21 protein-coding genes, 5 tRNA genes and 1 pseudogene are annotated in these 26,506 nt (G+C 67.9%); 5 read left to right on the forward strand and 22 right to left on the reverse strand.

Features of this window, described 5'->3' with window-relative positions; all coding sequences use genetic code 11:
- Nucleotides 1-22: 22 nt before the first annotated feature.
- Nucleotides 23-99, reverse strand: a tRNA-Arg gene (locus BLT78_RS12125).
- 320 nt (nt 100-419) lie between these two features.
- Between BLT78_RS12125 and BLT78_RS12130 the strand changes: the two genes are divergently transcribed.
- Nucleotides 420-737, forward strand: coding sequence for an Arc family DNA-binding protein (locus BLT78_RS12130; protein WP_090349224.1), 318 nt, complete (start codon nt 420-422; stop codon nt 735-737).
- A gap of 55 nt (nt 738-792) precedes the next feature.
- On the opposite strand, the gene mgtE is transcribed toward BLT78_RS12130, so the two are convergent.
- From mgtE to BLT78_RS12200, 14 genes are all read right to left on the reverse strand, one after another.
- Nucleotides 793-2,235: a magnesium transporter gene (mgtE, locus tag BLT78_RS12135; RefSeq protein ID WP_090349225.1), complete on the reverse strand. Its 1,443-nt coding sequence runs from the start codon at nt 2,233-2,235 to the stop codon at nt 793-795.
- 271 nt (nt 2,236-2,506) lie between these two features.
- A tRNA-Arg gene (locus BLT78_RS12140) sits at nt 2,507-2,583 on the reverse strand.
- 64 nt (nt 2,584-2,647) lie between these two features.
- Nucleotides 2,648-2,724: transfer RNA gene (locus BLT78_RS12145), tRNA-Arg, on the reverse strand.
- Nucleotides 2,725-2,790: 66 nt separating this feature from the next.
- A tRNA-Arg gene (locus tag BLT78_RS12150) sits at nt 2,791-2,867 on the reverse strand.
- A 63-nt stretch (nt 2,868-2,930) separates the two neighbouring features.
- A tRNA-Ser gene (locus tag BLT78_RS12155) sits at nt 2,931-3,021 on the reverse strand.
- Nucleotides 3,022-3,093: 72 nt separating this feature from the next.
- Entirely contained in the window at nt 3,094-3,279 is a 186-nt protein-coding gene (gene csrA, locus BLT78_RS12160) for a carbon storage regulator CsrA (RefSeq protein ID WP_090312814.1), read from the reverse strand.
- Nucleotides 3,280-3,461: 182 nt separating this feature from the next.
- Nucleotides 3,462-4,697, reverse strand: coding sequence for an aspartate kinase (locus tag BLT78_RS12165; RefSeq protein WP_090349226.1), 1,236 nt, complete (start codon nt 4,695-4,697; stop codon nt 3,462-3,464).
- Between the two features lie 93 nt (nt 4,698-4,790).
- On the reverse strand, nt 4,791-7,415 hold the full coding sequence (gene alaS / locus BLT78_RS12170) for an alanine--tRNA ligase (RefSeq protein ID WP_090349227.1): 2,625 nt from the start codon (nt 7,413-7,415) through the stop codon (nt 4,791-4,793).
- 154 nt (nt 7,416-7,569) lie between these two features.
- On the reverse strand, nt 7,570-8,565 hold the full coding sequence (locus BLT78_RS12175) for a succinylglutamate desuccinylase (protein WP_090349228.1): 996 nt from the start codon (nt 8,563-8,565) through the stop codon (nt 7,570-7,572).
- 65 nt (nt 8,566-8,630) lie between these two features.
- Nucleotides 8,631-8,930: a GTPase gene (locus tag BLT78_RS12180; protein ID WP_090349229.1), complete on the reverse strand. Its 300-nt coding sequence runs from the start codon at nt 8,928-8,930 to the stop codon at nt 8,631-8,633.
- Between the two features lie 79 nt (nt 8,931-9,009).
- Nucleotides 9,010-10,038, reverse strand: coding sequence for an arginine N-succinyltransferase (gene astA / locus BLT78_RS12185; RefSeq protein WP_090349230.1), 1,029 nt, complete (start codon nt 10,036-10,038; stop codon nt 9,010-9,012).
- Nucleotides 10,039-10,132: 94 nt separating this feature from the next.
- Nucleotides 10,133-11,149 carry an arginine/ornithine succinyltransferase subunit alpha gene (gene aruF, locus BLT78_RS12190; RefSeq protein WP_090349231.1) on the reverse strand — a complete coding sequence of 339 codons (1,017 nt, stop codon included), beginning with the start codon at nt 11,147-11,149 and terminating at the stop codon, nt 10,133-10,135.
- A gap of 32 nt (nt 11,150-11,181) precedes the next feature.
- On the reverse strand, nt 11,182-12,402 hold the full coding sequence (locus BLT78_RS12195) for an aspartate aminotransferase family protein (RefSeq protein WP_090349232.1): 1,221 nt from the start codon (nt 12,400-12,402) through the stop codon (nt 11,182-11,184).
- 211 nt (nt 12,403-12,613) lie between these two features.
- Nucleotides 12,614-13,591, reverse strand: a complete 978-nt coding sequence (locus BLT78_RS12200; protein ID WP_090349233.1) for a GlxA family transcriptional regulator — start codon at nt 13,589-13,591, stop codon at nt 12,614-12,616.
- A gap of 215 nt (nt 13,592-13,806) precedes the next feature.
- On the opposite strand from BLT78_RS12200, the gene BLT78_RS12205 reads away from it, so the two are divergent.
- Nucleotides 13,807-14,892: a metal-dependent hydrolase gene (locus BLT78_RS12205; RefSeq protein ID WP_090349234.1), complete on the forward strand. Its 1,086-nt coding sequence runs from the start codon at nt 13,807-13,809 to the stop codon at nt 14,890-14,892.
- A gap of 52 nt (nt 14,893-14,944) precedes the next feature.
- Here the strand turns inward: BLT78_RS12205 and mqo are convergent, their stop codons facing one another.
- The 5 genes from mqo to BLT78_RS12230 all read right to left on the reverse strand — a co-directional run bounded on the left by mqo (nt 14,945) and on the right by BLT78_RS12230 (nt 20,032).
- Complete coding sequence (gene mqo / locus BLT78_RS12210; RefSeq protein WP_090349235.1) at nt 14,945-16,447, reverse strand: malate dehydrogenase (quinone); 1,503 nt, start codon at nt 16,445-16,447, stop codon at nt 14,945-14,947.
- Nucleotides 16,448-16,872: 425 nt separating this feature from the next.
- Nucleotides 16,873-17,178 carry an antibiotic biosynthesis monooxygenase family protein gene (locus tag BLT78_RS12215; RefSeq protein WP_090349236.1) on the reverse strand — a complete coding sequence of 102 codons (306 nt, stop codon included), beginning with the start codon at nt 17,176-17,178 and terminating at the stop codon, nt 16,873-16,875.
- Nucleotides 17,179-17,225: 47 nt separating this feature from the next.
- Complete coding sequence (locus BLT78_RS12220) at nt 17,226-19,022, reverse strand: ABC transporter ATP-binding protein (protein ID WP_090349237.1); 1,797 nt, start codon at nt 19,020-19,022, stop codon at nt 17,226-17,228.
- Nucleotides 19,015-19,650 (reverse strand): DsbA family protein, encoded by a 636-nt coding sequence (locus tag BLT78_RS12225; protein WP_090349238.1) that lies wholly within the window; start codon nt 19,648-19,650, stop codon nt 19,015-19,017. The genes BLT78_RS12220 and BLT78_RS12225 overlap by 8 nt, the downstream gene beginning before the upstream one ends.
- A gap of 67 nt (nt 19,651-19,717) precedes the next feature.
- Nucleotides 19,718-20,032, reverse strand: coding sequence for a BolA family protein (locus BLT78_RS12230; protein ID WP_090349239.1), 315 nt, complete (start codon nt 20,030-20,032; stop codon nt 19,718-19,720).
- Between the two features lie 170 nt (nt 20,033-20,202).
- Here BLT78_RS12230 and BLT78_RS12235 point away from each other — a divergent pair, with 170 nt between their 5' ends.
- Nucleotides 20,203-21,597 carry a class II fumarate hydratase gene (locus BLT78_RS12235; protein ID WP_090349240.1) on the forward strand — a complete coding sequence of 465 codons (1,395 nt, stop codon included), beginning with the start codon at nt 20,203-20,205 and terminating at the stop codon, nt 21,595-21,597.
- On the opposite strand, the pseudogene BLT78_RS12240 reads toward BLT78_RS12235, so the two are convergent.
- A pseudogene (locus tag BLT78_RS12240) lies at nt 21,494-22,527 on the reverse strand (DMT family transporter). The gene BLT78_RS12235 and the pseudogene BLT78_RS12240 overlap by 104 nt on opposite strands.
- 135 nt (nt 22,528-22,662) lie before the next feature.
- Here BLT78_RS12240 and BLT78_RS12245 point away from each other — a divergent pair.
- Nucleotides 22,663-22,890 (forward strand): DUF6316 family protein, encoded by a 228-nt coding sequence (locus BLT78_RS12245; protein WP_157719540.1) that lies wholly within the window; start codon nt 22,663-22,665, stop codon nt 22,888-22,890.
- A 32-nt stretch (nt 22,891-22,922) separates the two neighbouring features.
- Here the strand turns inward: BLT78_RS12245 and pap are convergent, their stop codons facing one another.
- Nucleotides 22,923-24,413, reverse strand: coding sequence for a polyphosphate:AMP phosphotransferase (gene pap / locus BLT78_RS12250; RefSeq protein ID WP_090349242.1), 1,491 nt, complete (start codon nt 24,411-24,413; stop codon nt 22,923-22,925).
- A 121-nt stretch (nt 24,414-24,534) separates the two neighbouring features.
- Here pap and mnmC point away from each other — a divergent pair, with 121 nt between their 5' ends.
- On the forward strand, nt 24,535-26,496 hold the full coding sequence (gene mnmC / locus BLT78_RS12255; protein WP_090352281.1) for a bifunctional tRNA (5-methylaminomethyl-2-thiouridine)(34)-methyltransferase MnmD/FAD-dependent 5-carboxymethylaminomethyl-2-thiouridine(34) oxidoreductase MnmC: 1,962 nt from the start codon (nt 24,535-24,537) through the stop codon (nt 26,494-26,496).
- The last annotated feature ends 10 nt before the right edge of the window (nt 26,497-26,506 follow it).

Here is a 26,506-nt window from a genome sequence, read left to right on the forward strand (position 1 = left end):
CCTTTTGACTCAAATCAAGAGATGGTGCGCGAGGGGGGATTCGAACCCCCGACCTACCGCTTAGGAGGCGGTCGCTCTATCCAGCTGAGCTACAGGCGCATCGGCGGGCGATGTTAAACGACGAGATTCGAGTTGTCATGCCCTGTACCGCACTGATCGCCGGCCAGCGGCAAGATGGAGCGCGGGAGCGCACAGCTATGCAGAATCAATCGCAATTTCAGGACCGCAAACTGGCCAAGCCAGCCACCAGCGGTCACACTCCCGCCACGCCCGAACCCCTGATCAAGGATCGAACATGGAGATCGAATACGGCGGGTCGATGCGGATGAGATGAACGGAACCGACCTGGCGTGGTCATACCCTTGCTACTCCTGTGTCTCCCTGAGAGAACCCACTGACAAACCGGTTATCGACAGCCAATGAAACAGAGCCTCCCCTCCCGCTCCAGTCGGAGCGCCGACAAGTTTGTCGTTCGCCTTCCGGAGGGCATGCGCGCGCGCATCGCCGAAGTGGCCCGCCACTATCACCGCAGCATGAATTCGGAAATCATCGCCCGCCTGGAGAAGACCCTGCTGGCCGAGGGCAACCTGCCCCAGGCTAGCGACAGCGCTCCGACTCAGGGCGAACTGCATCCGCACGAGCGCGAGCTGCTGCTGCACTTTCGCCAGCTGCCGCAACCCCAGCAGAGCGCCCTGATCGCCCTGCTCGGCCATAGCGCCGCCAACCAGGAAAACTGATTACGCCTGCATGAAAAAAGCCGCCTCGAGGCGGCTTTTTTCATGCAGGCGACCACTACATCAGGAACAGGGTCGCCAGACCGAGGAAGATGAAGAACCCGCCGCTGTCGGTGACCGCGGTGATCATCACGCTGGCCCCCATCGCCGGATCACGCCCCATGCGCAGCAGGGTCATCGGGATCAGCACCCCCATCAGGGCGGCGAGCAGCAGGTTGAGGGTCATCGCGCCGGTCATCACCACGCCGAGCGACCAGCTGCCATACAGAGACCAGGCCACGCCGCCGATCACTCCGCCCCACACCACGCCATTGATCAGCGCCACCCCCAGCTCTTTGCGCAGCAGACGCATGGTGTTGCCGGTGCCCACCTGATCCAGCGCCATGGCGCGCACGATCATGGTGATCGTCTGGTTGCCGGAGTTGCCGCCGATGCCGGCGACGATCGGCATCAGTGCCGCCAGGGCCACCAGCTTCTCGATCGAGCCTTCGAACAGACCGATCACACGCGAGGCGAGGAAGGCGGTGATCAGGTTGATCGCCAGCCAGGCCCAGCGGTTGCGCAGCGACTTCCACACAGAGGCGAAGATATCCTCCTCCTCGCGCAGACCGGCCATGTTGAGCACTTCGGTTTCGCTTTCCTCGCGGATCAGGTCGACCATCTCGTCGATGGTCAGACGGCCGATCAGCTTGTCGTTGCGATCCACCACCGGCGCCGAAATCAGGTCGTAGCGCTCGAAGGCCTGGGCGGCATCGTAGGCATCCTCGTCCGGATGGAAGGTCACCGGGTCGGTGGCCATCACCTCGGCCACCTTCTTGTCGGGATCGTTGACCAGCAGCCGCTTGATCGGCAGCACGCCCTGCAGGATGCCGTCGTAGTCGACCACGAACAGCTTGTCGGTATGCCCGGGCAGCTCCTTGAGCCGGCGCAGGTAGCGCAGCACCACCTCGAGGGTCACGTCGTCGCGGATGGTGACCATCTCGAAGTCCATCAGCGCGCCGACCTGATCCTCCTCGTAGGACAGCGCCGAACGCACCCGCTCGCGCTGCTGGGCATCGAGCGACTCCATCAGCTCGTGGACCACGTCGCGCGGCAGCTCCGGCGCAAGGTCGGCCAGCTCGTCGGCGTCGAGGTCACGGGTCGCGGCGAGGATCTCGTGATCGTCCATGTCGGCGATCAGCGATTCGCGCACCGCATCGGACACTTCGAGGAGGATGTCGCCGTCGCGCTCCGCCTTGACCAGCTGCCAGACGCTCAGGCGGTCTTCCAGCGGCAGGGCTTCGAGGATGTGGGCGATGTCGGCGGGGTGCAGATCCTCGAGCTTGCGCTGCAGCTCGGCCAGGTTCTGCCGGTGTACCAGGCTTTCCACCAGTTCCTGGTGCTCGCCCTCCTGGCGATGGGCGAGGTCCTCCACCAGCCGGTGGCGATGCAGCAGGTCGACCACCTGGGCCAGGCGATCCTGCAGGCTTTCCTGAGGCTTTTTGGCTTCTGCTTCAGTCATTGCGCACTCCCTGTCCCCCAGCGGCGGGACGCGCACCGAGGGCGATCAATCTTTCAAGATGCAGACGAACAATCGCGGTTCGGTATGACTACTGGGTAAGTCCATGGCTGGATGTCCACACGACCCACTGAGGGGCGACAGGTGCAATGTTACCACTCCCCCGCTCGGCCACAGACAACAAATCGCCGGCAGGGAGGGCTCGGACGTCGCGGCGGGATACCGGCACGGCGCACGAAAAAAAAGGCCTGCATTGCTGCAGGCCCTTTGGGTATGGCGCACTCAGGAGGATTCGAACCTCCGACCGCCCGGTTCGTAGCCGGGTACTCTATCCAGCTGAGCTATGAGTGCGTTGTGATGTTTAGCCAGATCACCTCTGGTTCGCGCACGCGACCTGCGGTCACGTTCTCGAAGATGGCGCACTCAGGAGGATTCGAACCTCCGACCGCCCGGTTCGTAGCCGGGTACTCTATCCAGCTGAGCTATGAGTGCGTAGGGTGACGTTTAGCCAGATCACTGCTGGTTGAGACTGCGACCGACAGGCCACAGTCTCGAAGATGGCGCACTCGGGAGGATTCGAACCTCCGACCGCCCGGTTCGTAGCCGGGTACTCTATCCAGCTGAGCTACGAGTGCGCAGGGCTGCCTGTCTTGCCAGGCTGTCACTTCGGAAGCTTGCAGCTCCACGAAGAAAATCAATGGCGGAGAGGGGGGGATTCGAACCCCCGACACCCTTTTGAGGTGTACTCCCTTAGCAGGGGAGCGCCTTCGGCCACTCGGCCACCTCTCCGCAACACGGGGCGTACTATACCCAAGCAAACCCCGCTTGCAAAGCCTTGATCGATAAAAAATCGAAAAAAAATCAATGGCTTGGTTCTTCGTCCTTCTCCTTCTGGATGCGCTGGTAGATTTCCTCGCGATGCACCGCGACTTCCTTGGGGGCGTTGACGCCGATGCGCACCTGATTGCCCTTCACGCCCAGCACGGTCACGGTCACATCGTCACCAACCATCAGGGTCTCACCAACCCGGCGAGTCAGAATAAGCATTCCTTTTCTCCTTTACGTATGTTTCAGGACAGCTGTCTGCAAGAAAAACGGCTAAAGGCCTGCGCAACCGATAGTTGCGAGGCTGTCGCCCAAGTATTGACCAGCTCGGACAGATTAGAAGTCTTTCGCCGGACCAAAAACGACAAAAGGCGCGGAAATCCGCGCCTTTTGCTCGAGGAACGTCACTCGGCCTGTCGAGCCGGGGCGTCCAGTTCGAAAGCGGTATGCAGGGCACGCACGGCCAGCTCGAGGTACTTCTCCTCGACGACCACGCTGACCTTGATTTCCGAGGTGGAGATCATCTGGATGTTGATGTTCTCCTTGGCCAGCGCCTCGAACATGCGGCTGGCGACACCGGCGTGGGAGCGCATGCCGACGCCGACGATGGACACCTTGGCGATGTTGGTGTCGCCGGACACCTCGCGGGCACCGATCGACTCGGCGGTCTGCTTGAGTACGGCCAGGGCCTTCTCGTAGTCGTTGCGGTGCACGGTGAAGGTGAAATCGGTGGTGTTATCGTGCGAGACGTTCTGCACGATCATGTCCACCTCGATGTTGGCGGCACTGACCGGGCCGAGAATCTTGAACGCCACGCCGGGGGTGTCCGGCACGCCACGGATGGTCAGCTTGGCTTCGTCGCGGTTGAAGGCGATGCCGGAGATGATCGGCTGTTCCATGGATTCCTCTTCATCGATGGTAATGAGGGTGCCCGGACCCTCCTGGAAGCTGTGCAGCACGCGCAGCGGAACGTTGTACTTGCCGGCGAACTCCACCGAGCGGATCTGCAGCACCTTGGAACCGAGGCTGGCCATTTCCAGCATTTCCTCGAAGGTGATCTTCTCCAGGCGCTGGGCCTTGGCCACCACGCGCGGGTCGGTGGTGTAGACGCCGTCGACGTCGGTGTAGATCTGGCACTCGTCGGCCTTGAGCGCCGCGGCCAGAGCCACGCCGGTGGTGTCGGAGCCGCCACGACCGAGGGTGGTGATGTTGCCCTGCTCGTCGACGCCCTGGAAACCGGCGACCACCACCACGCGACCGGCCGCCAGCTCGCCGCGCAGGCGCTGGTCGTCGATCTCGAGGATGCGCGCCTTGGTGTGCGCGCTGTCGGTGAGGATGCGCACCTGGTTGCCGGTGTAGGACACCGCCGGGACGCCGCGCTTGATCAGCGCCATGCTGAGCAGACCGATGGTCACCTGCTCGCCGGTGGAAATGATGGCGTCCAGTTCGCGCGGGTCCGGCTGCGGCATGATCTGTTTGGCCAGATCGATCAGACGGTTGGTCTCGCCGCTCATGGCCGACACCACGACCACGATGTCATGTCCCGCTTCGCGGAACTTCTTCACCTTCTCGGCCACCTGCTCGATGCGCTCGACGCTGCCGACCGAGGTGCCGCCGAATTTCTGTACGATCAATGCCATTTCGATACCGCCTAACCGCGAAAAAGTCGCCCATTAAACATGTCAAGCCGGAGCCTGCCAAGAGCCGTGGCTCCCGGCAGGCCGACCGTCAGATCAGAACGCCGCTGCCACGAACGGCTCGGCCAGCGCCAGCGCCTCGCCGAGCTTGCCGGCATCGGTACCGCCACCCTGGGCCATGTCCGGACGGCCACCGCCCTTGCCACCGACCACGGCCGCGGCCTGCTTCATCAGGTCGCCGGCCTTGAGCTTGCCGGTCAGATCCTGGGTCACGCCGGCCACCAGCACCACCTTGCCGTCGAACTCGCCACCGAGCAGGATCACCGCGCTGCCCAGCTTGTTCTTCAGCTGGTCGACCAGGGCCAGCAGGGCCTTGCCGTCCAGGCCATCGAGACGCGCCGCGAGCACCTTGACCCCGGCCACCGCGATGGCCGCACCGGCGAGGTCGTCGCCGGCGGCACTGGCCGCCTTGGCCTTGAGCTGCTCGACTTCCTTCTCCAGCTGACGATTGCGCTCGAGCAGGGCGGAAAGCTTGTCGAGCAGGTTGTCGCGACTGCCCTTGACCAGGCTCGCGGCCTCCTTGAGCTGCTCCTCGGCCGAGCCGAGGTAGTCCAGCGCGCCCGCGCCGCTAACCGCCTCGATGCGGCGCACGCCGGCGGCCACGCCCCCTTCGCTGACGATCTTAAACAGACCGATGTCGCCCGTGCGCTTGACGTGGGTGCCGCCGCACAGTTCGACGGAGAAGTCGCCCATGCTCAGCACGCGCACGGTGTCGCCGTACTTCTCGCCGAACAGGGCCATGGCACCCTTGCGCTTGGCCGACTCGATGTCGGTTTCCTCGGTCTCCACCGCACTGTTGCGACGGATCTCGGCATTGACCAGCGCTTCCAGAGTCTTCAGCTGCTCGGCACTGACCGCTTCGAAGTGGCTGAAGTCGAAGCGCAGGCGCTGGCTGTTGACCAGAGAGCCCTTCTGCTGCACGTGTTCGCCGAGCACGCGGCGCAGCGCCTCGTGCAGCAGGTGGGTGGCCGAGTGGTTGAGTGCGGTGGCACTGCGTACCGAGGCGTCGACCTGGGCTTCCAGCGCCTGGCCGACGCGCAGGCCGCCCTCGGCGACCACGCCGTGGTGCAGGTGGGCGCCGCCGGCCTTGGTGGTGTCGCGCACGTCGAAGCGCGCGCCATCGGCGTCACTCAGGTAGCCGCAGTCGCCGACCTGACCACCGGACTCGGCGTAGAACGGGGTACGGTCGAGGACCACCACGCCCTCCTCGCCCTCACGCAGCTGCTCGACGGCGGCGCCGCCCTTGAACAGGGCGAGCACCTTGCCCTGGCCAAAGGTGCCTTCGTAGCCGGTGAACAGGGTGTCGGCGTCGACCTTGACCAGGCTGTTGTAGTCCATGCCGAAGGCGCTGGCCGAGCGGGCACGCTCGCGCTGGGCCTGCATCTCGCGCTCGAAGCCTTCCTCGTCGATGGACAGCTCGCGCTCGCGGGCGATGTCGCCGGTCAGGTCGACCGGGAAGCCATAGGTGTCGTACAGCTTGAACACCACGTCGCCGGGGATGACGCTACCCGACAGCGAAGCCAGATCCTGCTCGAGGATCTTCAGCCCCTGCTCCAGGGTCTTGGCGAACTGCTCTTCCTCGTTCTTCAGCACGCGCTCGATCTGCGCCTGCTGCTGCTTGAGTTCCGGATAGGCATCGCCCATCTCGGCGACCAGCGCGGCGACGATCTTGTGGAAGAAGGTGCCCTTGGCGCCCAGCTTGTTGCCGTGGCGGCAGGCGCGGCGAATGATGCGGCGCAGCACGTAGCCGCGACCCTCGTTGGACGGGGTGACGCCGTCGGCGATCAGGAAGCCGCAGGAGCGGATGTGGTCGGCCACCACCTTGAGCGAGGGCGCGCCGTCGTTGGCGCAGCCGATGGCGGCGGCGGAAGCGGCCAGCAGGTTCTGGAACAGGTCGATCTCGTAGTTGGAGTGGACGTGCTGCAGCACGGCACTGATCCGCTCCAGGCCCATGCCGGTATCCACCGAAGGCGCCGGCAGCGGGTGCAGCACGCCGTCGGCGGTACGGTTGAACTGCATGAACACGTTGTTCCAGATCTCGATGTAGCGGTCGCCATCCTCTTCCGGCGAGCCGGGCGGGCCGCCCCAGATGCCTTCGCCGTGGTCGTAGAAGATCTCGGTGCACGGGCCGCACGGGCCGGTGTCGCCCATCGCCCAGAAATTGTCGGAGGCGTAGGGGGCGCCCTTGTTGTCGCCGATGCGCACCATGCGCTCGGCCGGCACGCCGACTTCCTGGGTCCAGATGTCGTAGGCCTCGTCGTCGCTGGCGTAGACGGTGACCCAGAGTTTTTCCTTGGGCAGGTTCAGCCACTTCGGCGAGGTGAGGAACTCCCAAGCGTAGGCGATGGCGTCACGCTTGAAGTAGTCGCCGAAGCTGAAGTTGCCCAGCATCTCGAAGAAGGTGTGGTGGCGCGCGGTATAGCCGACGTTCTCCAGATCGTTGTGCTTGCCGCCGGCACGCACACACTTTTGGCTGGTGGTGGCGCGGGTGTAGGCGCGCTTCTCGAGGCCGAGGAAACAGTCCTTGAACTGGTTCATGCCGGCGTTGGTGAACAGCAGGGTCGGGTCGTTCGCCGGGATCAGCGAACTGGAGGCGACGCGGGTGTGCCCCTTCTCTTCGAAGAAGCGGAGGAAGGCTTCACGGATTTCAGCGCTTTTCATGAATTCGTCTCGGGAAACTGAGCCTCAGCGGCGAATGCCAAACTGCCGCGCAGACGGCCGGCAAAGACGAGCATTATATAAACAACCGGCGCCGACTTGCATCGGCGTGCGCGTTTTCCGCACGGGAATGACGTATGGGGACCGACGATGTCGCTCAGACGCAGGCTTCGTCCGGCCCGATCGGCACCAGCAGGAAGGCCGCGCACTGCCCCGACCGGGTCCGGGAGCTGGCGAACAGCAGGCGCGCGCCCGGCGTCAGCTGCCCCTGGCGCGGGTCGCCCGCCTCGGCTGGCAGGCTGCCGGGCTCCAGCACGAGGAAATTGTCCGCCGCGCTGCCCGCCTGCGGATTCAGCTCCGCGATCGGCCGGCCGATCTCGCGCTCGATGCGAAACAGCTGCAGCGGCTCGGACGACGCCTCGAGCAGCGCCTCGCGCCCCTCGATGAGGGCGCGCAGCCAGTCTTCCAGACGGCCGAGGTCGGGAGTATCCGAGTTCGGCGGCGGGCAGGTGTCCAAGGTCAGGGCTTCGACCGCGAAGCGACTGGCGGTGAAGGCGCAGTAAGTGCCGGAATTCAGGCTGCGCAGCAGCAGCGCCTGCAAGCCCGAGCGCTGCAGCCAGGCGATCTGCTCGCGGGTCGGCGCAGCGCCGCCGGCGGGCCACAGGGCGAAGCGCTCCACGCGCGATGAGCGCCGCGTGGTGTGCAGGTCGAAATGCAGCCGGCGACGCTGGGGGCGGGCGAAGAACAGCTCGGCCTGCAGCTCCAGTTCCACCGAGCGCAGGGCTTCCGGGCCGCTGACCGCCGGCTGCTGGCCGCCGAACAGGCGATTGAGGTCGTAGCCGACGCAGCGCACGCCGGCGCGCAGGGCGGCGGGATTGCCCAGCACCAGCAGCAGGCGCACGGCCGGCTGCAGGCGGCAGGAAGCGATGTCGTGGAGGAGGTGCTCGAGCAGCTCGACCGGCGCGACCTCGTCACCGTGCAGGCCGGCCGACAACAGCAGATCGATGCCCAGGTCGCACCCGGCGGGCGGGTCGACCTCCAGCACCCCGTCGGTCCGCCACTGCAGGCGTGCACCGGAGGCACACAGCTGGATCTTTTCCGACGGCTCGCGCCCGGTGAGGGTCAGCTCGAGCAGTTTGCCCAAGGCAAGCATGAGGCGCACTCCCTACGGCAGGCAGTCCACCCAAGCATAGCCGCCGCTACCGGGCAGCGAGCGACTCAGTGTTGATGGCCGCAGCCGCAGTCGGCGCCATGCTCGTGGTCATGCTCGTTCTCGAGCGCCTCGGCCGCTTCCAGCTCGACGCTCAGCGACACCTGGTTGACCGCCTGGGGGCGCACCACCAGCAGCGGGATCTCGGCCTCGCCCTCGAGCGACTCGGCGTAGATGGTCACCCCGCCCATGCCATCGGCCTCGAACCACAGCTCGCGGCCTTCGAGGCGCACGGCAACCCGCGCACTGTGGGTTTCCCGGCGTTCGCCGTGGGCATCTTCAAGGATCAGGGGCAGGCTTTCGCTCATGGAAAAGGACTCGCTCGACTGGCAGAAATGGATAAACGACGTTCAGCTTAAGGATTTGCAGCGCCGCGTCCAGTGCCCGTCAGCGCCCGCCGGCCTGGGCGTACAGCGGCACGGCACGCACCTGGGCGCCGGCATTCAGACGCAGGCGCCGCGCGGTGACGGCATCCACCACCAGCGCGCCGGAGACCGCCCGCGCCTGACCGACGGTGATCCGGCAGTCCTCGCGCTTGCGGTTGTGGATAAGGAACTGCGGCGCCTCGTCGCCGGGGGTGCCGATCGCCAGCACCAGTGTCTGGCTGTCGCGCACCGCACGGATGCTGCCGGTCTCGCACTCCAGGGCAGCGCCACCATCGAAGATGTCGATGTAGCCCTGATAGGTGAAGCCCTCGGCGCGCAGCATGGTCAGCGCCGGCTCGGTTTCACGGTGCACGCGACCGATCGCCGCCCGCGCCTCCTCGGAGAGGAAGCAGGTGTACAGCGGAAACTTGGGCATCAGCTCGGCGATGAACGCCTTGTTGCCCACGCCGGTGAGGTAGTCGGCCTGGGAGAATTCCATCTTGAAGAAATGCCGGCCCAAGCTTTCCCAGAACGGCGCCCGGCCATCGTCGTCGGAGATGCCACGCATCTCGGCGATCACCTTGTCGCCGAACAGCTCGCGGAACTCGGCGATGAACAGGAAGCGCGCCTTGGACAACAGCCGGCCGGTCAAGCCACTGTGACGGTAGTCGGCGCTGAGGAACAGCGAACAGACCTCGGTGTTGCCGGTCAGGTCGTTGGCCAGGAACAGGGTCGGCACCTGGCGGTGGATGCCCAGCTGACGCGAGGCGCACACGGTCAGGCCGACGCGGAAGTTGTACCAGGGCTCGCGCAGGCCGACGGCGCCGTTCATCGCAGAAATGCCGACCACTTCGCCGGCGTCGGTCTCCAGCACGAACAGATAATCGGCGTCGGCGCGCTCGGCCTCGCCATGGAAGGACTTCTCGGCACAGACCACCCGCTGGGCCAGGCGCTCTTCGCTGGCCGGCAGCGAGGTGAGGCCGGCGCCGGTGCGGCGCGCCAGGGCGATCAGTGCGGGCAGGTCGCTGCTGCGCACGGGGCGAACGATCATAGGTCCTCCGAGTAGCCGCGCCCAGCGCGCGGCAAGCCATCCACGGGCGTCCTCGGCCGCCCGCCAGCCGGCCGCTGCGGGCCGTCAATCTTGTTCATAGCGCCACCACGCGCACGCTGCCACCCTCGCCGACGCCGAGCGCCTCGGCTGCCGCCGGCGGCAGGGTCAGCGGCTGGCCGGGCTCCCAGTCCAGCGCGACGATCAGGGCGCGAAAATCCTGCACCTGCTCGTTGGCCACCAGGAAGGCCTGGCCACCATCGACGGGCGCGCCGAGGCGCACCACCGCCCGGCGACTCTGGGCGATCGATGCGATGCTCGCCGTGCGCGCATGCAGGGTCGGACCGCCGTCGAAGATGTCGACGTAGTGCTCGCTCTCGAAGCCCTCGCGCATCAGGATGTCGAACAGCGCCTGGGCACGCGGATGCACCTGGCCGATCGCCTCCTGGGCGCTGTCGGGCAACAGGGGCACGTAGATCGGGTAGCTCGGCATCAGCTCGGCGAGCATGGTACGGCTGTTCATTCCGCACAGCCGTTCGGCTTCGGCATAGCTGATACCGAGGAAGTTGCGGCCGACGGCATCCCAGAACGGCGCATTGCCGTCCTCGTCGCTGTAGCCGACCACCTCGTCCACCATGGCGTCGGCGAAACGTTCGGGGTGGCTGGCGACGAACAGTAGGCGGCCACGCGAGTTGAGCTCGGCCCACTGGGTATTCTCCAGCTCGGGCTGGATGTAGAAGCTGGTCAGCTGGCTGTTGCCGGTCAGGTCGTGGCACAGCGACAGCACGTGGATCCGGTTGTGTATCTGCAACTGACGCGAGGCGTGCACGAAGGTCTCGTTGCGGAAGCTGTAGAACGGTTCGGAAAAACCGGCGGTCGCCACTATCGCCGAGCAACCGAGCAGCCGGCCGCTGGCGGTATCCTCGAGAACGAAGAAGTAGCTCTCCTCGCCGTTGTAGCTGACCTCCGCGGCGAACGACGCCTCGGACACGCGGATCTTCTCCGCCAGGCGCTCGCCATCGTCCGGCAGCGAGGTGACACCGATGGGACTGTCCGCCGCCAGCCGCTGGACTTCGGGCAGATCGCCCATCCGGGCGGGGCGCATGATCAGCATCGGTGTCACTCCTCGTAGACGGATATCGGCGGTCAGGCGGCGGTCAGACCGGCCAGGGCGCGATCGAGACGGGCCATGCCCTCGTCGATGTCGGCCTCGCTGATCACCAGACTGGGGGCGAAACGCACCACGTCCGGACCGGCCACCAGGATCATCAGATCCTGCTGCTGGGCGGCGGTGACGATCTCGCCGGCACGCCCCTTCCAGGCATCGGTGAGCACCGCGCCAAGCAGCAGGCCCTTGCCGCGCACCTGGCTGAAGATGCCGTACTTCTCGCCTAGGCGGTTCAGCTCACGAGAGAAGTGCTCGCTGCGCGCCTGCACGCCGGACAGCACCTCGGGGGTGTTGACGATGCTGATCACCGCCTCGCCGACGGCACAGGCCAGCGGGTTGCCGCCGTAGGTGGTGCCGTGCACACCGACGCCGAAGTGCTTGGCCACCGCGTCGGTGGTGAGCATGGCGCTGACCGGGAAGCCGCCACCCAGGCTCTTGGCGCTGGTCAGGATGTCCGGGGTCACACCGTAGTGCATGTAGGCGAACAGCTCGCCGGTACGGCCAACGCCGGTCTGCACCTCGTCGAAGATCAGCAGCGCGCCGTGCTGGTCGCACAGCTCGCGCACGCCTTCCAAGTAGGCCTGATCGGCCGGCAGCACGCCACCCTCGCCCTGGATCGGCTCCAGCACCACCGCACAGGTGTTGTCGGAGATCTGCGCCCTCAGCGCCTCCAGATCGTTGTACGGCACATGGCTGATGCCCTCGATCTGCGGACCGAAGCCGGAGGAATACTTGGGCTGACCGGCCACGCTGACGGTGAACAGGGTACGACCGTGGAAGCTGTTGAGCGCGGAGATGATCTCGCACTTCTGCGGACCGGCGACCTCGTGACCGTAGCGGCGAGCCAGCTTGAAGGCGGCCTCGTTGGCCTCGGCGCCGGAGTTGGCGAAGAACACGCGCTCGGCGAAGGTGGCCTCGGTCAGCAGCTTGGCCAGGCGCAGGGCCGGCTCGTTGGTGAACACGTTGGACACGTGCCAGAGCTTCTGCGCCTGTTCGGTGAGCGCCTCGACCAGCGCCGGATGGGCATGACCGAGCACGTTCACCGCGATGCCGCCGGTGAAGTCCACCAGCTCGCGACCGTTCTGATCCCAGACGCGGCTGCCCTCGCCTCGCACCGGAATGAAGGCGGCGGGGGCGAAAACGGGAACCATCAGCTGGTCAAAATCGGCGCGTTGCACCGGCGCGTGCGGAACGGACATCGAACTCTCCTGCCTGGGCGGCTAAAAGGATTGAACTGCAAGGGATTGTAGAGACAACGGCCGGATCGGCATTGCAGGCATGCGACAACTTCGTACAGCCAGCGGCACCACTCCGGGAAAGGAACCACGCCGACGGGCTGGCGGGCGTGGAAAATGCGCAGTGTATAGGCTCAGCGCCGCCCGCTCAAAGTCCGCCATGGGGCAAGCCCGCTCAGCCCTGCTCGACCGGCCCGAGCGCCGCCCCCGCACCCAGCGTGGCGCCGCGGCGCAGGTTGCGGTCCTCGCGCGGGGTGACGCCGAAGAAGTTGCGGTAGGCGCTGGAAAAGTGCGGCCCGGACGAGAAGCCACAGGACAGGCCGATCTGGATGATCGAGGTACTGGTCTGCTGCAGCAGTTGCCGGGCACGATTCAGGCGCAGCTCCAGGTAGTACTGGCTGGGCACCCGGCTGAGGTACTGCTTGAAGATCCGCTCCAGCTGGCGACGCGACACGCAGACGTGCTGGGCGATCTCGTCGGTGGTCAGCGGCTCCTCGATGTTGGCCTCCATCAGCAGTACCGCCTGGGTCAGCTTGGGATGGCTGGCGCCCAGGCGATTGCGCAGCGGCACGCGCTGGCGCTCGCTGCCCTCGCGGATGCGCTCGAGCACCAGCTCCTCGGCGATCGCCGCCGCCAGATCGCTGCCATGATCGCGGGCGAGCATCTCGAGCAGCATGTCCAGCACCGCGAGGCCGCCGCAGGTGGTCAGGCGATCACGATCCCACTCGAACAGCTGGCTGGTGGCGGTCACCTGGGCGAACTGCTCGCTGAAGTCGTCCTGCCAACGCCAGTGCAGCGCCACCCGGTAACCATCCAGCAGACCGAGCTGGGCCAGCGGATACAGGCCCGCGCCGACGGCGGCGAGCAGGGTGTCCTGCTGCGCGACCTGGCGCAGTGCCGCAGCCAGCTCGGGCGCCAGCTCGGGCGGCTCCTCGGCGAGCAGGAACAGGCGCCCGCCCCCCGCGAGACTCCCGGCCCAGGGCTGTCCGGGCAGCGGCCAAGCGCCCTCGCGCGGCGCCTCGGCCTGCAGGAAGCCGATCTCGTAGCGCGCCTCCGGATGCAGGCGAGCCGCCAGCTGCAGGACCTCGTCGATCAGGGACAGGGTGAGCGGACGCACGTCCGGCCAGTAGAGAAATGCGAGATGTGAAGTCATGGGCGGCAGTGTGGCCGGATTGCGGGCACAAGGCTAGGCAGGGGCGATGGACGAGCCGGCAATTTAACCGGAAGCCGCGAAAAATGCACCAAAAAAGGGCATTAGCCCCCCCCCCCTCAAGGGCGCCGCGCGGAAATCTCCGGCGGCAATTTTGCCGGCTCCGGCGCCGCCCGACGCGCCTAGAATGGGGCGTTCGCCATCACGAGGGACCACCGTTGGATTCGCTGACCCAGGCCCTGCTCGGCGCCAGCCTGCAGGGCGCCCTGCTCGGCCGCTGGCAGGGGCGCAAGGCGCTGCTGTATGGCGCCACCCTGGCCACCCTGCCCGACCTCGACGTGCTGATCGACTACGGCGACGCCGTGGCCAACATGACCCAGCACCGCGGCTTCAGCCACTCGCTGTTCGTGCTGGCCGGCGTCAGCCTGCTGCTGACCTGGCTGCTGCGGCGCTGGCGCCCCCATCCGGGCTACTCGGGGCGCCGCCTGCTGACCTGCATCGGCCTGATCCTGTTCACCCACGTGCTGCTGGATGCCTTCACCAGCTACGGCACCCAGCTCCTCTGGCCGCTGCCCACCCCGCCGGTGACCTGGTCGACCATCTTCATCATCGACCCGCTGTACAGCCTGCCGCTGCTCCTCGCCGTGCTCGCCGGCCTGGCCAGCGGACGCGAGCGCCTGCTGCAGCGCGGCAGCATCCTGGCCCTGCTGCTGTCGAGCCTGTACCTGGGCTTCACCGTGGCCGGCAAGCAGATGGCCGAGCAGCGCGTCGGCGCCGAACTGGCGCGCCAGGGCATCGCCGCCGAGGCACTGTTCAGCGCGCCGACGCCGTTCAACAGTCTGCTGTGGCGGGTGGTGGCCCTCGACGGCAGCCACTACCACGAAGCGCTGGTCGGCTGGCTCGATCCGCGACCGCCGCAACTGCACCGCATCGAGCGCGGCAGCGCGCTGGCCTCCGCCCTGACCGCTTCGCCGCAGCATCGGCGCCTGCTCTGGTTCACCGGCGGCTTCCTGCGCTACGACCAGCTGGGCGATCAGCTGGTGGTCACCGACCTGCGCATGGGCATGACCGGCCTGCACCCGTTCCGCTTCGCCCTGGCCGAGCGCCGCGGCGACGCCTGGCAGGCACTGCCGACCAGCCGGCGCTGGAACGCCGAGCGCGGCAGCCTGCGGCACCTGCACAGCCTGTGGCAGCGCATCTGGCCGCCGCACCCGGAAATCCCGCTACTGGTCTGGGCCGGCGAGCTGCGCCAGGCCCAAACGCAAACGCCGCGTCAGTCTGCGGCCCATCAGGGCTTCGACTGAACGCGGCGTTTGCCGCGCCCTTCGCCAGCCGGCGAAGGGCGGTGACCGCCGATCAGCTCGGCTGCTGCAGCTCGAGCACGTCGCTGGTGCGCGCACGCACGCGACGCAGCAGCTCGGCGTCCGTCTCCAGGGCCTTCTCGTCGGCCTCGAAGATCTTGCCCAGGCGCTCCTGCCAGGCGGCGCTCTTGTACTGCTCGGGGAAGCAGCGCTCGATCACCTCAAGCATGACCGAGACCGACACCGAGGCGCCCGGCGAAGCGCCCAGCAGCGCGGCGATGGTGCCGTCGGCCGCAGCGACGATCTCGGTGCCGAACTGCAGGATGCCGCCCTTCTTGGCGTCCTTCTTGATGATCTGCACGCGCTGACCGGCGATTTCCAGACGCCAGTCTTCCTTCTTCGCCGCCGGGAAGAACTTGCGCAGGGCTTCCAGACGCTGATCCTCGGACTGCAGCACTTCCTTGATCAGGTACTTGGTCAGATCCATGTTGTCGCGCGCCACGGCCAGCATCGGGCCGAGGTTGTTGGGACGGATCGACAGCGGCAGGTCGAGGAAGGAACCCTGCTTGAGGAACTTGGTGGAGAAGCCGGCGAAGGGTCCGAACAGCAGGGACTTGTTGCCGTCGACCACGCGGGTGTCCAAGTGCGGCACGGACATCGGCGGCGCACCGATATCGGCCTGGCTGTAGACCTTGGCCTGGTGCTGCTTGACGATTTCCGGGTTGTCGCAGCGCAGCCACTGGCCGCTGACCGGGAAGCCGCCGAAGCCCTTGCCTTCCTCGATGCCGGACTTCTGCAGCAGGGTCAGCGCCGCGCCGCCGGCGCCGAGGAACACGAAGCGCGCGACCAGCTCGCGGCTGCCGCCACGCGCCTTGTCGTCGATGATCAGGCGCCAGCGGCCGTCGGCCTCGCGGCGCAGATCGGTGATCTTCTGGTTGTAGGCAACCTGGCAGCCTTCGCTGTTTTCCAGGTGCTTGAGGAGCTTCTGGGTCAGCGCGCCGAAGTTGACGTCGGTGCCGCCCATGGCGCGGGTCGCGGCCAGCGGCTCGTCGGTGGTGCGGCCCTGCATCAGCAGCGGCGCCCACTGGCCGATGGTCTCGCGATCCTCGGTGTATTCCATGTCATCGCTGAAGCAGTGATGCGACTTCAGGGCATCGAAACGCTTGCGCAGGTAGGAAACGCCCTTCTCACCGCGCACGAAGCTCATGTGCGGGACCGGGTTGATGAAGTCCTTGGGCGACTTGAAGTAGCCCTGCTCCACCAGGTAGGCCCAGAATTGCCGCGAGACTTCGAACATCGTGTTGATGTTCACCGCCTTGGCAATGTTGACCGAGCCATCCGGACCTTCCGGGGTGTAGTTCAGCTCGCACAGTGCAGCGTGGCCGGTTCCCGCGTTGTTCCACGGGAAGGAACTCTCCGCAGCCCCGGATTCCAGTTGCTCCAGGACTTCGATCTTGAGGCTCGGGTCGAGCTCTTTCAGCAGGACGGCCAGGGTTGCGCTCATGACGCCTGCCCCGACGAATACCAGATCCGGCTGCTCACTACCAGTTTGCATCATTCATGCTCCTGAGACACAGGTTTCGCATTTTACCTCGGATCGTCTACAGACGCGTACTGTAGTCCGTCCGACCAAGGTACTACACGCTCCCGGAATACCCCCCGGATAAGGGGGGCAGGCGAAGGCGGCGCAATGCTAACGGTGTGCGCCGCACAACGCCAGTAGCTCCTGGTGGTAAGGGCGAAAAAGTCTAGGACGGGCACTTGCCTGCAAAAACCGCCTGCTCGGGGCCGCGCCGGCTCTGCGGTAGGGCTAAGCGGCGACGCACTACAGCACGCGGAAAGGACAGTCTCCACGCCCGCGCGCCGGCGGCACGGATTGTCGACACTTGCCAGGATATGGGGCGACGACCGCGCCATGCGCCGCACAGGCTGCCGCGCCGTGGCTCTGCCCGGAGCGACAAAGCCCCGGGACAGAGCGCCCGTTCAGAGGACAGACTCGAACAGCTCGAGCTGCGGCGGCCCCAGGTAGATCTCGCGCGGGCTCTTGCCGGCGTTGGCGTGGGCCTTGCGGAACGACTCGGAATGGGTCCAGTCCTCGAAGGCCTGGGCGGAGGCCCACTCGGAATAGGAGGAGAACAGGGTGTACTCCTCGGTCTGCGGCCCCTGCAGCAGGTGGAAGCGCAGGAAGCCGGGCACCTCGTCGAGGTAGCTTTCGCGCTGGCGCCAGTGGGCGATGAAGGTTTCTTCGTGCCCGCGAGCGATCTTGAAGCGGTTCATGGCAAGGAACATGGGCGAAACTCCGCTGGTCGGAAAGCGGCCATTCTAGCCGCGGACGCTCAGTGCTGCAGGTGACCGTACAGCCGCGCGTACAGCCCGCCTTCGGCGATCAGCTGCTGATGGTCGCCCTGCTCGGCGATGCGCCCGCCGTCGAACACCAGCACGCGGTCGGCCTGTTTCACCGCGCTGAGGCGGTGGGCGATGATCAGCGTGGTGCGGCCGGCGAGGAAGCGTCCCAAGGCCTGGTGCAGGGCGTACTCGGTGGCGGCGTCGAGCGCCGAGGTGGCCTCGTCGAGGATCACCACCTTGGGCTCGGCGAGGATCATCCGGGCGATCGCCAGGCGCTGGCGCTGACCACCGGAGAGACGCACGCCGGAGCGACCGACCACGCTGTCCAGCCCCTGCGGCAGGGCGCGCACGCTATCGGCCAACTGGGCGATCTCCAGCGCCCGCCAGCAGGCGGCATCGTCGCGTTCGCGGCCCATGGTCAGGTTGGCGCGCACCGTGTCGTTGAACAGCGCCGGGTGCTGCAGCACCACCGCCACCTGCTCGCGCACCCGCTCCAGGCCGATCTCCTCGAGGCTGGCGCCGCCGAAGCGGATGCTGCCGGCCTGCGGGCTGTAGAGGCCGAGCAGCAGCTGCACCAGGGTGCTCTTGCCGCCGCCCGAGGCGCCGACGATGGCCACCTTCTCGCCGGGGGCGATGGACAGGTCGAGGCCATCGAGCACCGGCTCGTCGCGGTAGGCGAAGCGCAGGCCGTGCACCTCTATGCCAACGCTGGCCTGCCCGGCGAACGGATCGACGCTGGCCGGATAGCGCGGTTCGTCGGCGCGGGCGAGCAGCTCGTTGATCCGGCTCAGCGCGCCGCCGGCGGCATAGTAGGCGTACTGCAGGCCGAGCAGCTGCTCGACCGGGCCGATCATGTACCAGAGGTAGCTGAACACCGCGAGCATCTGGCCGATCGACAGGTCGGAGAACAGCACGGTGAGCATGGCCGCCGCGCGGAACACATCGATGCCGAACTGGAACAGCAGGCCGCTGGCGCGGTTGGCCGCATCGCTCTTCCACAGCGAGGCCACCGCGTAGTCGCGCACCTCGCGGGCGCGCTGGCCGAGGCGGCCGAGGAAGAAGCCCTGGCGATTGCCGGCGCGCACCTCCTGGATCGCCTCCAGCGTCTCGCCGAGCGCCTGGGTGAAGCGCGCGGTGCTGTCGTTCTCCAGCTTCTTCAGGTGCTTGACCTTCTTGCCGAGCAGCACCGTGGCGTAGATCACCAGCGGATTGAACAGCAGGATCAGCAGCGCCAGCTGCCAGTGCATCCACAGCAGGATGGCCGCGGTGCCGGTCAGGGTCAGGATGGCCACCAGGAAACGACTGAGGGTCTCGCCGACGAACTTGTCGAGGGTATCGAGATCGGTGACCAGATGGGCGGTCACGGTGCCGCTACCCAGACTCTCGTACTCGCCGAGGGAGATGCGCTTGAGCCGTTCGATCAGGCGCAGGCGCAGGCGGTAGACCACGTCCTTGGACAGCCCGGCGAACAGCCGGGCCTGCACCACGTTGAGCGCCAGCGCGGCGCCGCGCAGCAGCAGGGTGGTGAACAGGATCAGGCCGATGTAGCCGCCGGCCTGCTGCCAGGCAGTCGGCAACAGGCGGTCCATCAGGCGCAGCGCGGCGTCGCCGTGGCCGAGCAACACCTCGTCGACCAGCAGCGGCAGCAGCAGCGGGATGGGCACGCTGCACAGGGTGGCCAGCACCGCCACCAGGTTGGCGGTCAGCAGTTCGCGCCGATGGCCCAGCGCCAGCCGGCGGATCTCCGCCCAGCCGAGGCGATCCGGCGCCGCGCCCGAATCAGGCATGCGCCAGGTGCTCCAGCCAGCGCCCCAGCAGCGGCGCCAGCGCCTCCAGCGGCTGGTAGCCGTTGGTCAGCAGCGCCAGCTGGCCGTCACGCTCGGCGAGCAGGGTCGGAAAGCCGGCGATGCCGAGGTTCTGCGTCCGCCGGAAGTCGGCCTGGGTAGCCTCGCGCAGCGCGGCACTGTCGAAGGCCTCGGCAAACGCCTGGCGCGGCACGCCCGCGGCCTCGGCCAGCTCGACCAGCACGGCCGCCCGGCCGACATCACGCCCGTCCAGGTAGAAGGCCTGCTGGATGGCCTGCAGCAGCGGCCAGACCCGCGCGGGATCGAGCTCACGCACCGTGGCCAGGGCGCGGCAGGCCGGCTCGGTATCGTAGACGAAGCCCTCGGGCAGGGCGCCCTCGAAGCGGAAGGACTGGCCGGTGCGCGCGGTCACCGCTCGCCAGTGCTCGAGAATGTAGTCGCGCGTGACGCCATCCAGAGCCTGGCGGGTGCCGGCGCGCAGTCCGCCGACCAGCAGCTGCGCCTCGACCCCGGCGGCCCGCGCCTGCCCGGCCAGGGCGTCGAACACCGGCGCGAAGCCCCAGCACCAGGAGCACATGGGATCCATCACGTAGAGCAGGCGGGCGTTCATCCGGGCTCCTCCGCACGGCGAGCGAACACAGCCGTGCCCCGGTGGCCGGGACGCGGCGCGACAGTGATCAGTGGTGGTGATGGTCGTGCTTGCTGCCGCCCATGCAGGTCGGCGAAGCCGGGGCGACGCCCTGGGCGGCCCATTCCTCCGGCGTGTAGGTGTGCAGGGCCAGGGCGTGGAAGCTGCCCATCAGCTCGCCGAGGGTGGCGTAGACCTTCTGGTGGCGCTTGACCGCATTCAGCCCGGCGAACTGCGGGCTGACCACCACGGCCTTGAAGTGGCTTTCCTCGCCGCGACTGTGCATGTGGCTCTCGTTGAGGACTTCGAGGTGCTGCGGCTCGAGGGCGGCCAGCGCCTGCTGGATCTGCTGCTGCTTGGACATCGGTGTTCTCCGGCATGCGTGGGGCCGCCGACGGCGCCCCGTGATGGGCTCATTCTGCGCAGATCGCCCGAGCCGCTCAAGCGCAGGACTGTCGCAGCGGCGGGACGGACGGCCGCCCGGCCCCGGCGGCGCCGTCCTAGACTGGGGGAAAAACCTGCGGAGAGCGTGCGATGAGCCGCATCGAAACCGACAGCCTGGGGCCGATCGAAGTCCCCGACGAAGCCTACTGGGGCGCGCAGACCCAGCGCTCGCTGATCAACTTCGCCATCGGCGGCGAACACATGCCGCTGGCGGTGATCCACGCCCTGGCGCTGATCAAGAAGGCCGCCGCGCGGGTCAACGCGCGCAGCGGCGAGCTGCCGGCGGACATCGCCGCGCTGATCGAACGGGCGGCCGACGAGGTGCTCGCCGGCCACCTCGACGGGCAGTTCCCGCTGGTGGTCTGGCAGACCGGCAGCGGCACGCAGAGCAACATGAACGTCAACGAGGTGATCGCCGGACGCGCCAACGAGCTGGCCGGCCAGGCGCGCGGCGGCAAGAGTCCGGTGCACCCCAACGATCACGTCAACCGCGCGCAGAGTTCCAACGACTGCTTCCCCACCGCGATGCACATCGCCGTGGTGCTGGCCGTCCACGCGCAGCTGCTGCCGGCGCTGCACGAACTGCGGGACGGCCTCGCCGAGCAGGCCCGGCGGCACGCCGATCTGGTGAAGACCGGGCGCACGCACCTGATGGACGCCACGCCGATCACCTTCGGCCAGGAGCTGTCGGCCTTCGTCGCCCAGCTGGAGCTGGCCGACCAGGCCATCCACGCCGCGCTGCCGGCGGTCTGCCAACTGGCCCAGGGCGGTACGGCGGTGGGCACCGGGCTGAATGCGCCGCAGGGCTTCGCCGAGGCCATCGCCCGCGAGATCAGCGAACTGTCCGGGCAACTGTTCGTCAGCGCGCCCAACAAGTTCGCCGCCCTCGCCGGCCACGAGCCGCTGGTCGCCCTGTCCGGAGCGCTGAAGACCCTGGCGGTGGCGCTGATGAAGCTGGCCAACGACCTGCGCCTGCTCGGCTCCGGGCCGCGCGCGGGGTTCGCCGAGGTGCGCCTGCCGGCCAACGAGCCGGGCAGCTCGATCATGCCCGGCAAGGTCAATCCGACCCAGTGCGAGGCGCTGTCGATGCTCGCCTGCCAGGTGCTCGGCAACGACACCACGGTGAGCTTCGCCGCCAGCCAGGGCCACCTGCAGCTCAACGTGTTCAAACCGGTGATCGTGCACAACCTGCTGCAGTCGATCCGCCTGCTCGGCGACGGCTGCCGCAACTTCAACGAGCACTGCGTGCGCGACATGCAGCCGGACGCCGCGCGCATGGCCGAACACCTGGAGCGCGGCCTGATGCTGGTCACCGCGCTCAACCCGCACATCGGCTACGACAAGGCCGCGCAGATCGCCAAGAAGGCCTACGCGGAAGGCCTCAGCCTACGCGAGGCCGCCCTCGCCCTTGGCTACCTGAGCAACGAGGAGTTCGACCGCTGGGTGCGCCCCGAGCAGATGCTGCAGCCCGGCGCGCAGGGCTGACCCTCAGGCCTGCGGACGCGCCTTGAGCAGGGCTGCCAGCGCCGAGCCACAGGCCACCAGCAACGCGCCGCCGTAGGCCAGGGCGTTGAGTTCCTCGGCCTGGACCTGGGCCGGCCACAGCCCGGCGGCCACGGCGACGGCCAGCAGGGTCACCAGCGGCGTCAGTGCCAGTGCCGCGCTGACCCGCGAGGCCTCCCAGTGCGCCAGCGCCTCGGCGAAGGCGCCGTAGGCCACCAGGGTATTCAGGCAGCAGCCGACCAGCAGCCACAGCTGCACATCGCTGAGGGCCAACAGCTGCAGTGGATGCGCCCAGGGGGTGAGCAGCAGCGCGCAGGCCAGGTAGATCGCCATCATGATCTGCGCCGAACTCCACACGGTGAGCAACTGCTTCTGCGCCAGCCCATAGAACACCCAGAGCAGCGCGGCGGCCAGCACGGTCAGCACGCCGATGGTGTAGCTGCCGAGCGAGCCGAACAGCTCGTCCAGGCGCTGGTTGAAGAACAGGCCGAAACCGAGCAGCAGCACCAGCAGGCCGACCAGCTGGCCGCGGCTGAACGACTCGCGGAACACCAGCAGGCTGGCCAGCAGCAGCATGATCGGCGCGGTCTGGATCAGCAGCTGGGTGGTGCCGGCGCTGAGGCGCTCGAGGCCGAGCAGGTAGAGCACGTAGTTGGCGGTGAGGCCGAACACCGCCAGCACCAGCAGCCAGCGCCCGCCGCCCTTGAGCGGCCGCAGCGCCGGCAGACGCCGGCTGGCGCCGAGCCAGACGAGCAGGATCAGCCCCGAGCTGAGCAGGCGATACCAGGTCACGGTGACCGGATCCATCACCTGCAGGACCTGCTTGAGCATGATCGGCAACACGCCCCACAGCAGGGTGGTCACCAGGGAGAGGAACAGACCGAGCAGCCAGCGGCCGGAGGAGATGTGCATGGGCAGTACCGAAGCGGTCAAAGGGCGATTCTAGACGCCACCGGGCCTGCCGTCAGCCACTGGTCGCATGCCCGAGCCGGCGGCAGCGCGGCGACTAGACTGAAACAGTCCATGCCACCTTTGGGAGAACGGCCCATGTTCGTAAAACGCCAGCACGACTCGGCACCGGCCACCCACTACCGCAGCGACCGCATCAGCACCGTATGCGGCCAGTACTTTTTCGCCACGCGCGAGGGAACCCTGGAGGGGCCGTTCTTCACCCGCTTCGATGCCCAGCAGGCGGCCAACCGCTACGTCAACAACCTGATCAGCCTCGGCCAGGCCGCGCCCGCCAAGCCCATGCAGCCCCAGCGCGGTTACTGAGCCGGCGCCCGCCGCCCCCGGGCGGCGGGCCGTCAGTGCTGTCGCGCGAAGGCCGCCTCGAGCGCTTCGTTGAGGGTGCGCAGCACCTTGACCCGGGCGAAGCGCTTGTCGTTGGCCTCGATCAGGGTCCAGGGCGCGATCTCGGTGCTAGTGCGATCGACCATGTCGTTGACCGCATCCACGTACTGCGACCACTTCTCGCGATTGCGCCAGTCCTCCTCGGAGATCTTGAAGCGCTTGAAGGCGGTGGCCTCGCGCTCCTTGAAGCGTTCGAGCTGGGTCTGCTGGTCGATGGCCATCCAGAACTTGACCAGCACCAGCCCGGCGTCGGTCAACTGCTCCTCGAAATCGTTGATCTCGCCGTAGGCACGCAACCAGTCGGCCTGCGAGCAGAAGCCCTCGACCCGCTCGACCAGCACGCGCCCGTACCAGGAGCGGTCGAACATGGTGAAGTGGCCGCGCGCCGGGATGTGCCGCCAGAAGCGCCACAGATACGGCTGGGCCAGCTCCTCCTCGGTGGGCGCCGCCACCGGCACGATGCGGTACTGCCGCGGGTCCAGTGCGCCGGCCACGCGGCGGATCGCCCCGCCCTTGCCGGCGGCGTCGTTGCCCTCGAACACCGCCACCAGCGAATGACGGCGCATGCGCTTGTCGCGCAGCAGGCGGGCGAGACGCGCCTGCTCGACCACCAGCTCGTGCTGGTAGGCCTCCTTGCCCAGGCTGCGGGTCATGTCCAGGCTGTCGACCAGGCCGCGGTTGTCGATGCTCGCCGCCACCGGTGCGGCGTGGGGCTGGCGCTTGGGCCGCTCCTTGAGCTGCAGCGCCGCCTGCAGGCCCTCGAGCAGGATGCGCCCGACGGTGAGACTGCGATAGCGCTCGTCGCTGCCCTCGACCACGTACCAGGGCGCATAGTCGCGGCTGGTGTGCCTGAGCACCCGCTCGCCGTAGCGCACGAAGCGGTCGTAGGTCTTCGACTGCTGCCAGTCCAGCGGGCTGATGCGCCAGCTGTGCAGCGGGTCGTCCTGCAGCGACTTGAGGCGGGCCTTCATCTGCTGCTTGGACAGATGGAACCAGAACTTGAAGATCAGCGCGCCCTCGTCGCAGAGCATGCGCTCGAAGCGCTCGGCGCTGTCGATGGCCTGGTCCAGCTGGGCGTCGTCGATGTGCCCGTGCACCCGCCCCTGGAGCATCTGGCTGTACCAGTTGCCGAAGAAGATCCCGGTACGCCCCTTGGGCGGCAGGCGCCGCCAGTAGCGCCAGTACGGCGGGCGCGCCAGCTCCTCGTCGGTCTGCTGGTCGAAGGTTTCCACCTGGATCAGCCGCGGGTCCATCCACTCGTTGAGCAGCTTGACCGTCTCGCCCTTGCCGGCACCCTCGATGCCGTTGAGCAGGACGATCAGTGGAAAACGGGCCTGCTGGCGCAACTCGAACTGCGCCTCCAGCAGCGCCTCGCGCAGGGCCGGCACGGCGGCGTCGTAGGCTTCCTTGTCGATCTGGTGACCGATCTCGGCGGACTCGAACATAAGGGCTCTCCTTGCAGTATGCCGGCAGCCTAGCCGATCCGCGGCGCGCCCGCACCGGGCGGCGCAACCGCCGGCGGTGCGATCGGCTAGAATGGCGCGTCCTCCCATCGCCAGCCTCACCATGACCGAACAAGCGCACGCCCAGCTCGACTGGGACGAACAGGGCCAACCGCTGTCCCGCACCTTTGGCGACGTGTACTTCTCCCGCGCCAGTGGCCTCGAGGAGACCCGCCACGTGTTCCTCGCCCACAACCGGCTGGCCGAGCGCTTCGCCACCCTGCCGGCGGATGGCCGCCTGGTGATCGGCGAGACCGGCTTCGGCACCGGGCTGAACTTCCTCTGTGCCTGGCAGCTGTTCGAACAGACCGCGCAGGAGGGCGCGCGTCTGCACTTCGTCAGCGTCGAGAAGTACCCGCTGAGCCGCGCCGACCTCGCGCGCGCCCTGGACCTGTGGCCGGAACTGGCGCCATTCGCCACGCAGCTGTTGGCGCAGTACGTGGCGGTGCATCCGGGCTTCCAGCGTCTGGTGTTCGCCGGCGGGCGGGTGATCCTCACCCTGCTGGTGGGCGATGTCCTCGACTGCCTGCCGCAGCTGGACGCACGCATCGACGCCTGGTTCCTCGACGGCTTCTCGCCGGCGAAGAACCCGCAGATGTGGACGCCGGCGCTGTTCGCCCAGCTCGCCCGTCTGAGCGCCCCCGGCGCGACCCTGGCCACCTTCACCTGCGCCGGGTTCGTGCGCCGCGGCCTCAACGAGGCCGGTTTCGCCATGGCCAAGGTCGGCGGCTTCGGCCACAAGCGCGAGATGCTCGCCGGACACTTCCAGGGCAGCGCGCCGGCCCCCGGCAAGCCCTGGTATGCCCGTCCGCCGCAGACGCCGGGCCCGCGCGCGGTGCTGGTGGTCGGCGGAGGCCTGGCCGGCTGCGCCACCGCGGCGAGCCTGGCCGCCCGCGGCTGGCAGGTGACCCTGCTCGAGCGGCATGCCGCGCTCGCCACGGAAGCCTCCGGCAATCCGCAGGGGGTGCTCTACCTCAAGCTGTCGGCGCACGGCACCGCGCTGTCGCAGCTGGTGGTCGGCGGCTTCGGCTACACCCGCCGGCAGCTTGCCCGCCTGCAGGACGGCCGCGACTGGAGCGCCTGCGGCGTGCTGCAGCTGGCCTTCGACGCCCGCGAAGCGGAACGCCAGGCGCGCCTGGCGAGCGCCTTCCCCAGCGACCTGCTGCGCCCGGTCGATGCCGCCGAAGCGGCGCAACTGGCCGGAGTGCCGCTGGAGCAGGGCGGCCTGTGGTTCGAGGAAGCCGGCTGGGTACACCCGCCGGCGCTGTGCCAGGCGCTGGTCGCCCATCCCCGCATCCGCGTGGTGACCGGCGCCGCGGCCTTCACGCTGCAGCGAGAAGACGGCCTGTGGCAGGCCCGCCAGGGCGATCGCCTGCTGGCCAGCGCGCCGGTCGCCGTGCTGTGCACCGCCAGCGAGGTGCTGCACTTCCCCGCCGCCGCCCATCTCAAGCTCAAGCGCATCCGCGGCCAGATCACCCGCCTGCCAGCCACCGCGAGCAGCCGCGCGCTGCGCAGCGTGCTGTGCGCCGAGGGCTACATCGCCCCGGTGCGCGCCGACGAGCACACCCTGGGGGCCAGCTTCAACTTCCAGCGCGACGACCTGGAGCTGTCCGCCGCGGAGCATGCCGACAACCTCGGCATGCTGCGGCAGATATCCCCGCACCTCGCCGAGGCGCTGCACAGCGAGCGGCTCGACCCGCAGCACCTGCAGGGACGCGCGGCCTTCCGCAGCACCACACCGGACTATCTGCCGCTGATCGGCCCGCTGGTCGACGCGGCCGCGTTCAGCGCCGCCTACGTCGCCCTGGGCAAGGACGCGTCGCGGCGCATCGACACGCCGGCGCCCTGGCTGGAGGGGCTGTACGTCAACTGCGGCCACGGCTCGCGCGGCCTGATCAGCGCTCCGCTGGCCGGCGAGCTGCTGGCCGCCTGGCTGGACGACGAGCCGCTGCCCCTGCCCCGCGCGGTGGCCGAGGCCTGCCACCCCAGCCGCTTCCTGCTGCGCGAACTGATCCGCGGGCGCTGAGGCCGACAAT

Source organism: Pseudomonas oryzae, assembly GCF_900104805.1.
Taxonomy (GTDB): domain Bacteria; phylum Pseudomonadota; class Gammaproteobacteria; order Pseudomonadales; family Pseudomonadaceae; genus Geopseudomonas; species Geopseudomonas oryzae.